General features: G+C 70.2%; 11 protein-coding genes and 2 pseudogenes. 6 read left to right on the top strand and 7 right to left on the bottom strand.

The features are described from left to right. Positions 1 to 116: 116 nt before the first annotated feature. Positions 117 to 584, top strand: a pseudogene (locus EYQ95_RS24515) (MFS transporter); the annotation flags it as partial. Next, positions 581 to 2,257: an alpha-amylase family glycosyl hydrolase gene (locus EYQ95_RS24510; RefSeq protein WP_132331546.1), complete on the top strand. Its 1,677-nt coding sequence runs from the start codon at positions 581 to 583 to the stop codon at positions 2,255 to 2,257. The pseudogene EYQ95_RS24515 and the gene EYQ95_RS24510, both read left to right, overlap by 4 nt. Before the next feature lie 122 nt (positions 2,258 to 2,379). Here EYQ95_RS24510 and EYQ95_RS24505 read toward each other — a convergent pair whose 3' ends face one another. Then, on the bottom strand, positions 2,380 to 2,676 hold the full coding sequence (locus tag EYQ95_RS24505) for a hypothetical protein (protein ID WP_132331544.1): 297 nt from the start codon (positions 2,674 to 2,676) through the stop codon (positions 2,380 to 2,382). A 91-nt stretch (positions 2,677 to 2,767) separates the two neighbouring features. Then, on the bottom strand, positions 2,768 to 3,805 hold the full coding sequence (locus EYQ95_RS24500; protein ID WP_132331548.1) for a LacI family DNA-binding transcriptional regulator: 1,038 nt from the start codon (positions 3,803 to 3,805) through the stop codon (positions 2,768 to 2,770). A gap of 223 nt (positions 3,806 to 4,028) precedes the next feature. Here EYQ95_RS24500 and rpoH point away from each other — a divergent pair, with 223 nt between their 5' ends. From rpoH to EYQ95_RS24485, 3 genes are all read left to right on the top strand, one after another. Further along, the gene (gene rpoH / locus EYQ95_RS24495) at positions 4,029 to 4,916 is read left to right on the top strand and encodes an RNA polymerase sigma factor RpoH (RefSeq protein WP_132331542.1); all 888 of its coding nucleotides are present in this window, start codon (positions 4,029 to 4,031) and stop codon (positions 4,914 to 4,916) included. Between the two features lie 272 nt (positions 4,917 to 5,188). Continuing rightward, the gene (locus EYQ95_RS24490; RefSeq protein ID WP_132331539.1) at positions 5,189 to 5,497 is read left to right on the top strand and encodes a hypothetical protein; all 309 of its coding nucleotides are present in this window, start codon (positions 5,189 to 5,191) and stop codon (positions 5,495 to 5,497) included. Further along, positions 5,484 to 5,969, top strand: coding sequence for a metallophosphoesterase family protein (locus EYQ95_RS24485; protein WP_243700067.1), 486 nt, complete (start codon positions 5,484 to 5,486; stop codon positions 5,967 to 5,969). The genes EYQ95_RS24490 and EYQ95_RS24485 overlap by 14 nt, the downstream gene beginning before the upstream one ends. On the opposite strand, the gene EYQ95_RS24480 is transcribed toward EYQ95_RS24485, so the two are convergent. The 5 genes from EYQ95_RS24480 to EYQ95_RS24460 form a co-directional block, all read right to left on the bottom strand. Beyond that, on the bottom strand, positions 5,860 to 6,426 hold the full coding sequence (locus EYQ95_RS24480) for a hypothetical protein (protein WP_132331535.1): 567 nt from the start codon (positions 6,424 to 6,426) through the stop codon (positions 5,860 to 5,862). The two genes, EYQ95_RS24485 and EYQ95_RS24480, sit on opposite strands and share 110 nt — an antisense overlap. 11 nt (positions 6,427 to 6,437) lie before the next feature. Beyond that, positions 6,438 to 7,388, bottom strand: coding sequence for a transaldolase (gene tal, locus EYQ95_RS24475; RefSeq protein ID WP_132331533.1), 951 nt, complete (start codon positions 7,386 to 7,388; stop codon positions 6,438 to 6,440). Positions 7,389 to 7,607: 219 nt separating this feature from the next. Next, the gene (locus EYQ95_RS24470) at positions 7,608 to 9,791 is read right to left on the bottom strand and encodes a peptidoglycan-binding protein (RefSeq protein WP_132331531.1); all 2,184 of its coding nucleotides are present in this window, start codon (positions 9,789 to 9,791) and stop codon (positions 7,608 to 7,610) included. Between the two features lie 117 nt (positions 9,792 to 9,908). After that, on the bottom strand, positions 9,909 to 10,595 hold the full coding sequence (locus EYQ95_RS24465) for an FG-GAP repeat protein (RefSeq protein WP_132331529.1): 687 nt from the start codon (positions 10,593 to 10,595) through the stop codon (positions 9,909 to 9,911). Between the two features lie 580 nt (positions 10,596 to 11,175). Beyond that, a complete protein-coding gene (locus tag EYQ95_RS24460; protein WP_132331527.1) occupies positions 11,176 to 13,371 on the bottom strand; it encodes a primosomal protein N' in 2,196 nt (731 codons plus the stop codon). Positions 13,372 to 13,815: 444 nt separating this feature from the next. On the opposite strand from EYQ95_RS24460, the pseudogene EYQ95_RS24455 reads away from it, so the two are divergent. Further along, positions 13,816 to 14,161, top strand: a pseudogene (locus EYQ95_RS24455) (hypothetical protein); the annotation flags it as partial.

The following is a 14,161-nucleotide window of genomic DNA, read 5'->3' as shown; positions in this document are numbered from 1 at the left end:
ACATTGCCCCGCTGCCGCGGCAGGCAATCCTCGATACGCGCGAATTGCGCAGGCGTAAGTTCCATGCGCAGTATGTTAGCACGTAGTGTTAACAGGCCCTAGAAGAAGATCGCCAGGTCGGCGTGCTGTTCGCCGCCTACAACGGCTTCGCCGCGCTCGCGGCCATCCTGATCCCGCGGATGGTCAGGCGCTGGGGGCTGCGGGTGAGCCACCTGGTCAATGCCACGCTCGGCGGGCTGGGCCTGCTCTCGTTCGCGGTGATCCGCGATCCGCAGTGGCTGCTGCTGTCGATGGTGGGTGTGGGCTTTGCCTGGGCCTCGATCCTCTCCCTGCCCTATGCGCTGCTTTCCGACAGCGTGCCGGCGCAGAAGATGGGCGTGTACATGGGCATCTTCAACTTCTTCATCGTGATCCCGCAGCTGGTCGCGGCCAGCCTGCTCGGGGTGCTGCTGAAGCTGTTCTTCGACACGCAGCCGCTCTATGCGCTGGTGATCGGCGGGATCAGCATGATCGTGGCCGGCCTGTGCGTGCTGCGCGTGCGCGAGCCGCGCCTGCACGGCCGGGCGATGGAGGCTTCGGCATGAGCATCGCGCGCCGGATCGCCCCCCTGGCGCTCGTGCTGCTGGCCGCCGCCGGCGCGGCGTCCGCGCAGGTCAAGGCGCGCGACCTGGTCGGCACCGCCGAGCCCTTCGCCAGCGACGCGGTGTACTTCGTGCTGACCGACCGCTTCGTCAATGGCGACCCGTCCAACGACCATCGCGAACAGGGCGGCAGGCACCGCACGTTCGACCGCCCCACGCCCGGCGCGCCGAAGGGGCGCACGGACAACATCGGCTACCTCGGCGGCGACTTCAAGGGCCTGCTGGACAACGCCGCCTACATCGCCGACATGGGCTTTTCCGCGGTGTGGATCACGCCCATCGTCGACAACCCCGACGAAGCCTTCACCGGCGGCGAGCCCGTGCGCTGGGGCGGCATGCACACCGACCGCGGCAAGACGGGCTACCACGGCTACTGGGGCGTGAACTTCTGGAAGCTGGACGAGCACCTGCCCAGCCGCGACCTCGACTTCCGCGGCCTGGCCGCCGGCCTGAAGACGCACGGTCTCAAGACCGTGCTCGACATCGTGGCCAACCACGGCTCGCCCGCCTACACGATGCCGGTCGACCAGCCCAAGTTCGGCGAGATCTACGACCGCTTCGGTGCGCTGGTCGCCGACCACCAGAACCTGCATCCGTCGAAACTCGATCCTGCGAACAACCCGCTGCACCGCTGGTACAACACCCGGCCGGGGCTGGCGCAGCTGTCGGACATCAACGAGAACAACCCCGAGGTACTGGAGTACTTCGTCGGCGCCTATTCGCAGTGGATCGACCAGGGCGCCGATGCCTTCCGCATCGACACCATCCCCTGGATGCCGCATGCGTTCTGGCAGAAGTTCGCCGAGCGCATCCGCGAAAAGCGCCCGGGCTTCTTCATGTTCGCCGAGGCCTTCGACCACGACGCGGCCACCATCGCGCAGCACACGCTGCCGCGCAACGGCGGCATCAGCGTGCTCGACTTCCCGCTCAAGGAGCGCCTGCAGGAGGTGTTCGGCCGGAAGGGCGGTGGCTACGAGAAGGTCGCCGAGCGCCTCTACCTCACCGACGGCCCGTATGCGAACCCGTACGAGCTGATGACGTTCTACGACAACCACGACATGGCGCGGCTGGACGCCCGGGACGAGGGTTTCATCGACGCGCACAACTTCCTGTTCACCGCGCGCGGCATCCCGGTCATCTACTACGGCTCGGAAACCGGCTTCGAGCGCGGCACCGCCGAGCATGCGGGCAACCGCAACTACTTCGGCCACGCGCGCATCGAGGCGGCGAAGTCGCACCGCATCCACAACGCGCTGCGCCGCATCGCCCGCGTGCGCCGGGCCACGCCCGCGCTGCAGCGCGGCCTGCAGGTGAACCTGGAGTTCCAGGGCGACCGTGCGGCGTTCGTGCGCGCGCTGTCCACGCGCGAGGTCGCCCAGACCGCGCTGGTGCTGCTCAACAAGGGCGACGCACCCGCCACGTTCCGGATCGACCGCCTGCTCCAGCGGGGCACCTGGCGGGCACGCCTGCGCGGCGGCGCCGTCGAGGTGGACGGCGTGCTGGAAGCCACGGTGCCCGCGCACGGCGTGGAGGTGTACGTGCTCGACGGGGCGATCACCGAGCCCGCGCTGCGCGAGGCGCTGGCCGACGCGATGGCACGCCTGGCGCGTCGCTGAGCGCGGCCGCCGCCGCAGGCGGCGTCATCGCCCGGTCGCGTGCGGACGCACGCTTGCTCGCTCTTCCTTGCCTGCAACGCCGGCAGGGCGGGCGCGGCCCATGCCGACAGCGTTGACAGGCCCTAGCCCAGCCTGCTGGCGAAGACCAGCAGCACGTTGAGCGCGTCCGGGCCCTCGACGGTCGCATGCCCGTCCTGCGCCAGACGCGCGGCCACCGGCCCGGTGAGGTGGCGCAGCACGACGCGGGCGCGGCCGATGCGCAGCAGGGGTCCGGCGTCCTGCGCCAGCGCCGCCCGGCGCTTCGCATCGACCACGATCAGGCGTCCCGCCGCGTCCTCATACAGCACGACCGGACGGATCTCCCCGCCCGCGTTCTCGCGGGTCGGGCGCGGGGCGATGGAAGCGGCGTCGGGCGGCATGCCCGGATGCTGGCGCCGGCCCGGCCGCGGCGCATGGGGGAAAGCCCCCAGGCCGGCGAGAGCGGCGTCGCAGAATGCGCAGGACGCGCCCTCAGCCGCAGATGAAGGAGCTGCGCCGCACCACCAGCGAGGCGGGCAGCATGGCGCTCTCGGCCGGCTCCTCGCGCACCAGCTGCATCAGCGTCGACACGAGCAGCTGGCCGGCGCGCGTGGTGTCCTGCACCACCGTGGTCAGCGGCGGCACCGCGAAGCGCGCCATGGGGATGTCGTCGAAGCCGACCATGGAGACCTGTTCCGGCACGCGGATGCCCGCCTCGGCCAGCGCGCGCATGGCGCCGATCGCGATCAGGTCGCTGGCCGCGAACACCGCATCGAACGGCTGCCCGCGCGCCAGCAGGGCGAGGGCGGCGGCGTGGCCGGCTTCCTCGCTGGTTTCGGCGTCGACCTGAAGGCGCCGGTCCAGCGGTGCCAGGCCGGCCGCGGCGAGCGCCTGGCTGCAGCCCTCGAAACGGTCGAGGAATTCCGGGTAGTGGCTGGAGGCATGCCCGAGGAAGGCGATGCGGCGCCGCCCGCAGGCCAGCAGGTGCTCGCCGGCCAAGCGGCCGCCGTGCACGTTGTCGCAGCCGATCGACACGCCCGGCTGGTCCGGCGCCACGTTGCCCCAGCGCACGAAATGCGTGCCGCGCTCGACCAGCGCATCCAGCTTGTGCCGGTACTCCTCGTAGTCGCCATAGCCCAGCAGGATCAGCCCGTCGGCCTTCATGGCGTCCTCGTAGTCGGAATGCCAGTCGTCCGACAGCTGCTGGAAGGACACCAGCAGGTCCTGCCCGTGCCGCGCGCAGGCGCGGGTGATCGAGCCCAGCATCGACAGGAAGAAGGGATTGATGTGCGAGTCGTCGGGGGTCGGGTCCTCGAACAGCAGCAGGGCCAGCGTGCCCGACTTCTGCGTGCGCAGCGACGAGGCGCGGCGGTCGACCTTGTAGTTGAGCTCGCGGGCTACCGCCTCCACCCGCTTGCGGGTCTCCTCGTTCACCAGCGGGCTGCCGCGCAGCACGCGCGAGACGGTCGCCTGGGAGACGCCGGCGCGGAAGGCGATGTCGAAGGAGGTGGCTCGGGATTTTCGCGTCATGCCGCCCGGAGTGTAGGCCCGTCCGGCCGCCGCCATGCCATCGGTTGGGCTGGAAAGCGGCGGCGGGCGCCCGCATGGTTGGGGTTCAGGCCTTCAAGGCCGGCTTAACGCGCGGTCGACAGGCCGATCGGCATGCTGCGCCCCTCGTCGTTCCATTAACGCAACGCTCGGGAACTTCCGGACCCTTTAGCAGTCCAATGACCCGACTGCTAACCTAGACCCCATGACCCAGACAGCCGCCACCGCTCTCGTCACCCACAACCTGCCGGTTCCCGTGGCCACGGGGCTGAGCCCGCTCGGCTCGCTGGAGGCCTACATCAGCGCGGTCAACCGCATCCCGGTGCTGAGTGCGGACGAGGAACAGCGCCTGGCGCGCCGCTACCGCGACCACGACGACCTCGACGCCGCCCGCGAGCTGGTGCACTCGCACCTGCGCTTCGTCGTACACGTCGCGCGTGGCTACAACGGCTACGGCCTGGGCATGGGCGACCTGATCCAGGAAGGCAACATCGGCCTGATGAAGGCGGTCAAGCGTTTCGACCCCGACCAGGGCGTGCGCCTGGTCTCCTTCGCGGTGCACTGGATCCGTGCCGAGATGCACGAGTTCATCCTGAAGAACTGGCGCATCGTGAAGGTCGCCACCACCAAGGCGCAGCGCAAGCTGTTCTTCAACCTGCGCAAGAGCAAGAAGCGCCTGGGCTGGATGAACGCCGAGGAGGTGCGTGCGGTCGCCGCCGATCTCAACGTCTCCGAGCGCGAGGTGCTGGAGATGGAATCGCGGCTCTCGGGGCGCGACATCGGCTTCGACATGCCCGACGACGGCGACGAGGACGGCCCGCCGAGCCCGGTGGCCTACCTGGCCGCGCAGGGCGAGGACCCGTCGCAGCTCTACGAGCGCGAGGACGAGGAGAGCAGCCAGCTCGAGGTGCTGCGCGAGGGGCTGGCCGAACTCGATGCGCGCTCGCGCGACATCATCAAGCGCCGCTGGCTCGACAGCGAATCGAAGGTCACGCTGCAGGAGCTGGCCGACGAGTACGGCGTCTCCGCCGAGCGCATCCGCCAGATCGAGGCGAACGCGCTCAAGAAGATGCGCGCGCTGTTCGCGGCCTGAGCGTTCTCGACATGTCTCACGGTGGGCGGCCCGGGAAACCGGGCCGTTCGCTTTTTCCGTGATCTGCAGGCGTGCGACTCCGTGTCGCCGGCAGGCGCGTGGAGTCGACTCGTCCATCCACCGGGCAGGAACGCGTGTGCATGCGCCACGCGTCGCATCGCGGCCGCCCCGCCCGCGCCGCCGCACCGCTGGCGCGACGCCACGGGCCGTCGCTCACATGCCCTGCCACGCCCGGGGCGCTACGGTAGCGGCATGCCACCGCCGGAGTCGACGTGAACCCGCCCCATCTCCCCGAGCAGCCCCTGCCCGCATCGCCCGACGCCGATCTCGCCCGCGAGGTCGCCCTGCGGCTTGAGCAGTGGTACGCCGCCCGCGGGCTCGCGCTGCCGCCGCAGACGCAGGCCGGCTTCATGGAAATGGGCATGGAAGCCGTGCTGCGCCACCCCGAGCGCCCGCGCGGCGAGGTGCTGGACGAGCTCATCGGCGAGCTGGATGCCTCGCTGGCGCGCATCGGGGGCGAGGGGCCCGCGGAGCCGCCGCGGCGTCGCGGGCTGCTCTCGCGCCTGCTTGGTCGCGGCTGAGCCGCGCACGGCGCGCATCGGGCTCATCGCCGACACGCATGGGCTGCTGCGCGACGAGGCGCTGGCGGCCCTGCGCGGCAGCGACCGCATCCTGCACGCCGGCGACATCGGCGACCCCCGCATCCTCGACGCGCTCGCGGCGATCGCACCGGTCGACGCCGTGCGCGGCAACAACGACACCGCGCCCTGGGCGCAGCGCCTGCCCGAGGCGCGCCAGCTCGAGTTCGGCGCCCTCACAATCCACCTGCTGCACGACATCAAGACCCTCGCCGCGCATCCGCCGCCGGGCCCCGTGCAGGTGATCGTCGCCGGCCACTCCCATCGCCCGCGCATCGAACGGCGCGAGGACGGCGTGCTGCACGTCAATCCCGGAAGCGCCGGCCCACGGCGCTTTTCGCTGCCGGTGAGCGTCGCCATCCTGCACCTCGGTGCGAGCGGCCCGACCGCTTCGATCGTCGAACTCGGGGCCTGATCAGCCTGCCGACCGCAGGAGCCGGCTCCAGCGCCAGGCCCAGTCGTTGCGCGTCGCGCTCAACGCCGGGCGCGGTGCACATCCGCGGGCCCGCGACGTCCGGACGTGTCCAGCAGCGCCACGTGCGCGGCACCCAGGCCGCGTCGGAAACGATCACCGCGACGATGTCCATGCCCGTCAGCGCGACGAACACGTCAGGCCACGGCGACGGGTCGTCGCGCTGCTCCCGCGGGATGTGGTTGCACAGGCGATCGAAGGGCATTGCCTCGGGCGTCCAGCACAGCCCGGCGAAGTGCATGTCGAAGATGACGCGTCGCGTCGCCCGGGCCGTGGGGCCGGAGTCGTCGAGCATCGCCTGCAGCCGTGACGGCCCCAGCCGGGGTTCGGCGCGTGGCGCGCCCGGCAGGACGAGCAGCAGCGTCGCCACGACGAGGGCGACGATGCGATGACCGTCCATGGCGCGTCGGCTCAGCCCAGGCGTGCGGCCAGCAGCGATTCGAGCCTGAGCTGGTCCTGCGCGAACTTGCGGATGCCGTCGGCCAGCTTCTCCGTCGCCATGGCGTCCTCGTTGTGCTGCCAGCGGAAGGCCGGCTCATCGACATGTGCGGGCGCCGGATCGCGTCGGCCGTCGTCGACCAGCGTGGGCCGCACCTCGCCCTCGTCCTGCTCGAGCTCGGCGAGCAGCTCGGGCGAGATCGTCAGCCGGTCGCAGCCGGCCAGCGCCAGCACCTGCCCGGTATTGCGGAAGCTCGCGCCCATCACCACGGTGCCGTAGCCGTGGCGCTTGTACCACTGCCAGATGCGCGTGACCGACTGCACGCCGGGGTCGTCCTGCGGCGTCGCCGGTTTCGGTGCGCCGCTGGCCAGGTGCCAGTCGAGGATGCGGCCCACGAAGGGCGAGATGAGGAACACGCCCGCCTCGGCGCAGGCCACCGCCTGCGCGAACGAGAACAGCAGCGTGAGGTTGCAGTGGATGCCTTCGCGCTCGAGGCGCTCGGCGGCGCGGATGCCTTCCCAGGTCGATGCGATCTTGATCAGCAGGCGCTCGCGGCCGATGCCCGCGCGCTCGTACAGCTCCACCAGGCGGTGGGCCCTAGCCACCGTCGCCTCCGTATCGAAGCTCAGCCGCGCGTCGACCTCGGTCGACACGCGGCCGGGGATCAGCTCGAGGATCTTCCCGCCGATGGCCACCGCGAGCCGATCCGCGGCGTCGGCGACACGCGAGGACATCTGCGCGCCCTGCGCCATGGCCAAGGCCTCCTCGACCAGCGGCGCATAGGCCGGCAGCGACGCCGCCTTCAGCAACAGCGAGGGATTGGTCGTCGCGTCGAGCGGACGGAAACGGGCGATGGCCTCGATGTCGCCGGTGTCGGCGACGATCGTGGAGTGCTGGCGGAGGGCGTCGAGTCGGGTGGTCATGGCGGCATTGTCGCCGAGTCGCGCGAGGACGCGATCAACGCAGAGCACGGAGTCGTCGAAAGGCCTGACCACTGGCACGGCACGCGGACGCGGCCAGGCGCCACGCGTCGCCCGGCACGTCGGGCTCCATGCGTACGGCCGCAGCCGAAGGTCCGTGGCGCGGTTCGCACGAGGCCGTGCGCTGCACGGCGCATCGACGGCGCGAGCCTGCCTGACCCTTCAGCGCGCGAGCACCGAGGCCTGGCTGCGCTGCTGCTGGTCGCGCTGTTGCGCCTGCAGGTTCACCGCCACCTGTTGGATCTGCTCAGTGCTTTCGGCCAAGGCCTGGCGGGCCGCCTGCGGCACGCTGATGCCATCGGTGGCGCGGTTCAGGCCCGGCTCGTCGCGCATCGCGCCTACTTGCACCGCGCGCACCAGCGAGTTGTCGGCGTTCACCTCCACGCGGTCAACGCGGGTAATGCCCTCGCGCAGGCATTCCACTGCGAGCGCCGCGGCGATGCGCTGGCTGTGGTGCCCCGAGGCCAGCCCGCGCGCACGCTCCTCCGCATGGACCTTCTCCAGGACCTGCGTGTACAGCGCGTGCTGCGGATGCGACGGGTGGCTCATCAACGCGGACTCGGCCCGAGCGAGTGCCAGTCCAGTCTTCAGGCCGGCCACGCCCAAGCCCTGCAGCCCATGCTCGCGCTGGAACTGCTGCAGTGCGTGCTTCGTATTGCCGTCGAAGTTGCCATGGTTGTCCAGCGGTTTGCCATCAGCACCGCGATAGCCGAGATCGGCCAAGCGCTTCTGCAGTTCGGCGACCGCCGGGCCTCGTTCCCCCGGCTCGAGGCGGCCATCGGCATCGGCAGAGGACGCGCGAAGCGCGGATCCAGTCGCGGGCCGCTCGTTCGCGGGCTCTGACATCGCGCGCGGCGCCTGCGTGCGTGCTTGATTTGCGTGTAATGGTTCGCGTACCTGGAATTCAGGCTTGGCGCGCAGGGCGCCGACGATCTCGAACTCGCCTCCATTCCAGTACGAACCCCGGCCCGCGCTTGCAACCGCCGGGCCCGTGCTCACCTGTGAGCCGATGAACTGGATGCGCCCGCCGGCATCGTAGCCTTTGAAGATGCCAACATGCTGGCCCGTGGAACCCTTCTCCTTGAAGAGGAGGATGTCGCCCGGTTGCAGGTTGCCGTTGTCGCGACGGGCTTCGGCGGCGGAGATGACGTTGAAGTGCTCCCGAGAATAGCGGGTGACCGCATCGCCATTGAACAACGCATGCGTGGAGAAGGGGGTGGCCGGTACGCCATAGCCCGCGTTCCTGAGCCCACGCCACACGAAGGACGAGCAATCCACGCCCCTGAGGCCGTCCCCGTCAAGGTCCTGCTCGGTCCGACTCGAATCGGTGCGCCGGTTGCCCTCGCTGTTGCTCCGTCGCATGTCACCGCGACCGTACTCAAACCGGTTGCCGTCGGCCAGGAAGTGCCGGTAGGCCTCGTCATAGATGGCGCGACTGTCACCGCGCGCGGTGCCGGAGGGGGGTGGCGTTTGCCCTTGTCGCTGCTCACCTATCGGTTGCGCGCTCTCGAGCAAGTCGCGCGTGCGAGGCCCGACCATGCCTAGACCCTGCAGGCCATTAGCTTTCTGGAACGCAATCACCGCGTCGCGCGTGTTGCGACCGTAGTCGCCGTCCTCATCCAGGCGCCGGCCCTCGCTGTCGCGATAGCCCAGCGCATTGAGGCGTCTTTGCAGCCGTGTGACCTCAGGGCCCCTCTCGCCATGCTTCAGCTGACCGTCGGCACCGGCCGGTGTCGGCGCGGTGGTCCGCGGGGCCGGTGCAGGAGCACGAGGCACACCGTCGCGGCGCGCCGCGACGATGAGTGCAGGCAGCTTCTCCCCCCAGGCTTCGGCGTAGCGCTCGCAAGCCTGTGCTGCCTGGACGCTCCATGGCTTGGTAGGCGTCACGCCGTTGACCGTGCGGCGCGCGTTGTAGACGTCGTTGGTGTCCGCGTTGATGTAGCGGTCCAGCCGCTTGCCAGTGAATAGCCCGTCGCGCATGCCGATCACCATGATTCTCGCGGCAATCTCGGGGTCTGTGGCCAGGCCCGGGTCGCGCACCAGGCGACCGTCGAGCCCGAGCAGGCGATCCATCCGCGCGTAGTTGTCCTTGTGGGTGAGATGTACATAACCCCGCCCGAAGTATTCCTCGCCTCCGCGATAGCCCAGCTTACGGGCCTGGGAGCGCCCGAAGTCCTCCTCCGGTGCGGTGAAGTTGCGAGTCTCATGCTGCGCCGTCGCCAGGATGTAGGCGATCTGGCGGGGGTCTGTAACGCCGTTCTCCAGGCAGGTGCGGACGATGAGGTCGACCGACTGTTGGCGGCTGATGCCGAATCCTTCCGTGCTTCGTCCGTGGCCGTTGCTCACGATGACTGTCCTTGTACGCGCGTGTCATTGGAATGGTGTGGTCGGCGGCAGCTGGATGCCGACCGGGTGCGGTAATACGGCGCCGCACTGTTGCCTTCGCGATACGGATGTCTTGATCTACTTCACCTCCTGCATCTTTCCATCGACGAGCCGCTCGGTGCGGGTGTTGAGCTTCGCCGTTTTCTCGTCTCGCTCCTCGGTCACGCGCTCGACGAGGACGGGCTCGCGTTGCTCGATGGCATAGGTGTCGAAAACGCGCGTACAGCAGCCGTCCGACGAGCTCAGTTTCAGGAATCCCCCCTCCACCGAGAACAGGCCGTTGGCGCCGACGGTGAGCTCCGAGAATGCGGGTGCACCGTAGAACTGGCGGTCGGACGGATCGAACAGCAGTACATCGTATGAGGGGCCGCCGTACGCGCCCTCCCTGCCGGTCCAGACAATCAGGTCCTCATGCCCGTCCCCATCCACGTCGGTGACGATGAAGCTGTGCCCGTTCTGCTTGTACGCGTCGTCGAGCGGTCCTCGGTACAGCGTCGCCGCGCTGTCCAGGAAGATCGACGTGAACAGCAGCGAATGCTCCGCGCCGCCGTGGGTAAACAGTAGGTGCGTCTCTTCCGTGCACTGCGACACGGTCGGCGAGATCTCGCTCAACGTGCATGGCTCGGTCTGGATGCCAACATCCCCCAGTTCGACGCGCAGCACGCCGGTCTTGTCCGGCGCCGCGTTTGCCGATGAACGCGATGAATCAGGCTTGGCGGATGCGCGAGGTGATGTGGCAGCGGGCGCAGCGACGGAAGGCGTCATGGCGGCAGGGAGTTCCGTATTGGGGGTCGAAGAGCCCACGGGTGTGCCCGGTTCGCAGGCCGGGAGGAACAGGACGAGGGCGCCCAGTGCGAGACGGCGATGGGACAAGTGGGGACATGCTGGCATCGACGATGGAGTCCTGGCTTCAGTTGGGGGAGTTCGAATGCGTCGTGTCATCAAGGGAATCGACGGCCATCCGCATCATTCGAGGCAAGGGTGCGGCGACGTGGGATGCGGAAAGGTCCGCGGATATGCCACTCGGCCATAGGTCGGACGGCACGCTTTCGCTCAGCCCAAAATCTGCACCGGCGAGGGCGCCGACACAGGATGGATTCGCATTCGTGCGAGCCCCGGACACGAACGCGGGCGGCGGGGCATTTGGGCACACGCTGAAATGCGGTGCGCGAGCACGCTCGGAGAAACTCGGCCCGCGAGGCTGACGGGCTTGCGGACACGTTGATTGAACCAACGCTATCCGTCGTTGGTGCCAGCGTCGGCCAAGCCCTTCCATGCCGTGTTGCAGCATCTCCGAATCCTTTCGAATGCCAGCGCAAGCCTACCTCATGCGGCGGCGACTGCGTCAGTACAGATCCACCGGATCGACATCCAGCGACCAGCGCACCTTCCTCGCTTCCGGCAGCTCGCGGATGGCGGGCAGGGCGGCGTCCAGGGCGGCGTGCAGGGCGGGGCGGGCGGTGGCGCTGATGACCAGTTGCGCGCGCAGGTAGCCGGCGCGGCGGGGCATGGGGGCGGGAAGCGGGCCGTGGGTGGTGAGCAGGCCGCCTGCTTCGCTGGCCAGAAGGTGGCCGCGGGCGGCGGCGAGGAAGGCGTCGGCCAGGTGCATGTCGCGCGCCTCGGCGCGCAGCATGGCCATGTGCGCGAAGGGCGGGAAACCGGTGTCGGCGCGCAGGGCGAGTTCCTCGTCGGCGAACTGCGCGTAGCCGCCGGTGAGCAGCGTGTGCAGCAGGGGATGCTCGGGATGGTGCGTCTGCAGCAGCACGCAGCCTTCGCGCTCGGCGCGGCCGGCGCGGCCGGCGACCTGCACCAGCAGCTGCGCGAGTTTTTCCGGTGCGCGGAAGTCGGCGGAGAACAGGCCTTCGTCGATGCCGACCACCGCGACCAGCGCCAGGCCCGGCAGGTCGTGGCCCTTGGCGAGCATCTGCGTGCCGACGAGGATGCCCGGGCCGTCGCCCAGCGCATCGAGGTGGCCGGCGAGGGCGTCGCGGGTGCGCGTGGTGCCCTTGTCGATGCGCACCACCGGCACCTGCGGGAACCGCGCGGCGAGCGTCTCCTCGAGCTTCTCGGTGCCCGCGCCCTGCGGCTGCAGGGCGAGGCCGCCGCAGTCGGGGCAGGCATCGGGCGCGCGCCTGGCGGCGCCGCAGTGGTGGCACTGCAGCCTGCGGCCCTTGGCGTGCACGGTCATCGATGCGTCGCAGCGCGGGCATTCGGCGGTCCAGCCGCAGTCGTGGCAGAGCAGCACGGGCGCATAGCCGCGGCGGTTCTTGAACACGAGCACCTGTCCGCCGTCCTGCAGCGTGCGTGCGACCGCGTCGATCAGCTCGTTCGACAGGCCGGCGTCGAGCGCGCGCTTGCGTACGTCGATGACACGCACCGCAGGGGGCTTGGCCGGCCCGGCGCGGTGCCTGAGGTGCAGGTGCGCGTAGCGCTGCGTGCGCGCGTTGCGCAGCGATTCCATCGACGGCGTCGCGCTGCCCAGCACGATGGGCACGTTCAATTGCGATGCGCGGTAGATGGCGAAGTCGCGCGCGTGGTAGCGGATGCCGTCGAGCTGCTTGTAGCTGGCGTCGTGCTCCTCGTCGACGATGACCAGGCCCGGCTCCGGCAGCGGCAGGAACACGGCGCTGCGCGTGCCGACGACCACCCGCGCCTGTCCGCGCAGGCAGGCCGCCCACGTGCGCGCGCGCTCGCCGTCGGACAGGCCCGAGTGCAGCGCGTACACGGGCATGCCAAGCCGCGCACGGAAGCGGGCGAGGGTCTGCGGAGTCAGCCCGATCTCCGGCACCAGTACCAGCGCCTGCCGACCATGCGCGAGGCAGTCGGCGATCGCGTGCAGGTAGACCTCGGTCTTGCCGCTGCCGGTGATGCCGTCGAGCAGGAAGGGGGCGAAGCGCCCGCGCGCGCCCAGGAGCGCGTCGACGGCCGCCTGCTGTTCGGCATTGAGGGCCGGACCCGGCTGCGCGGGCGGGGCGACCGGCGCCATCACGACCGGCTCCACCAGCCCGCGCTGGTCCAGCGAGCGAAGCGCCGCGCGCCAGTCGTCCAGGAGGCTGTCGAGCTCGTCCTCGGCGATGGCGCCCTGCGCCAGGCGCTCGGCCAGGCGGCGCGGGCGGCCCGGGCGCAGCCGCGGCAGCGCCTCGACACCGGCGGTCGACAGGCGCCAGCCCATGCGGTCGGTGGCCGGCAGGGGCTCGCCATGGCGCAGCAGGCTGGGCAGGGCGGTGGCCACCACCTCGCCCAAGGGCTCGTGGATGTAGTGCGCCAGCCAGCGCAGCGAGTCCCATAGCTCGCCGGCGAGCAGGGGCGCCGCGTCCAGCCGCTCGAGCGCGGCCTTGGGCTCGGTGCCCGGGTCGGCCGGGCCGACGGCCGCCACTACCCCGATGCGCTCGCGCGTACCGAAGGGCACCCGGACGCGGCAGCCGACCGCTCCCGCGCCGGCCTCGTCGCCCTCGGGGGGCCGGTAGTCGAACAGCCGCGGCAGCGGCAGGCCGCCGATGGCGACCTTCCATACGGGCGTTCCGACAGCGGGCGGGCTCATGGCGGGCAGTCTAAGGAAGCGGGCCGGTCCAGTTTGGGGGCGATAGCTCGCGCCCGCATGATGAATCACAGCTAAGTGGTCGCCCCCGTTGGGGAAACGCCCTTATCCACACGAGTTGTGGATAAGTCTGTGAATCGGCTGTCGGTCGTGATGCGCAAACACGCTGCAATGCGGCCCCGCGCAGGTTGGTGAAAAAATAGCCAGTTCGGATATCTGCTTGAAGATCAATGGCTTGCGCGTGAAACACAACGGCAAGATTGCATCCTCACGGTCGCAGGCACTGCGAATGACACGCGCGTGACCGCTGTGCACAACGCATCGGGACCTGCAAGCCCCACCGTTCCTCGGAGAGCGGCTGGACGCGCCCGGGTCAAGACCCGCGTTCATCCTGCGTGTGCGGCCGCTCACCGGGGAAGCGCGACGGCCGTCGCTATCATCCCGGCCATGCCCGACGCCCTCGCCCCGCTGGCCGCCCCGCCGGCGCTCGCCGCCTTCCTCAAGGGGGTGGAGCGCCGCGGCGCCCTCCTGGCCGAGCTGCTGGCGGGCGAGGCGGGGATCGGGGACGCCGCGCTGACCCGCGCGATGGCGGCATTCCGGCCGCAGGCGCTGGAGCATCCAATGGCGGACTGGCCGCGCCTGTTCTGGGCCGCGCTGCTGGCCCAGCCCGCGCTTCGCCGCGCACGCCATGCCCGCTGGCCGGCGGACCTGCCGCAGGCCCAGCGCGCGCCCGCCTCCTCCAGCCACTCGCGCAGGCGCTCCAGCGAGAGCGCGTCGAGCCGGGCGTGCTGGG

The organism is Lysobacter sp. N42 (genome assembly GCF_004344885.1).
Note: the sequence above shows the minus strand (reverse complement) of the source record. Positions and strands in the feature narration are given on the sequence as shown.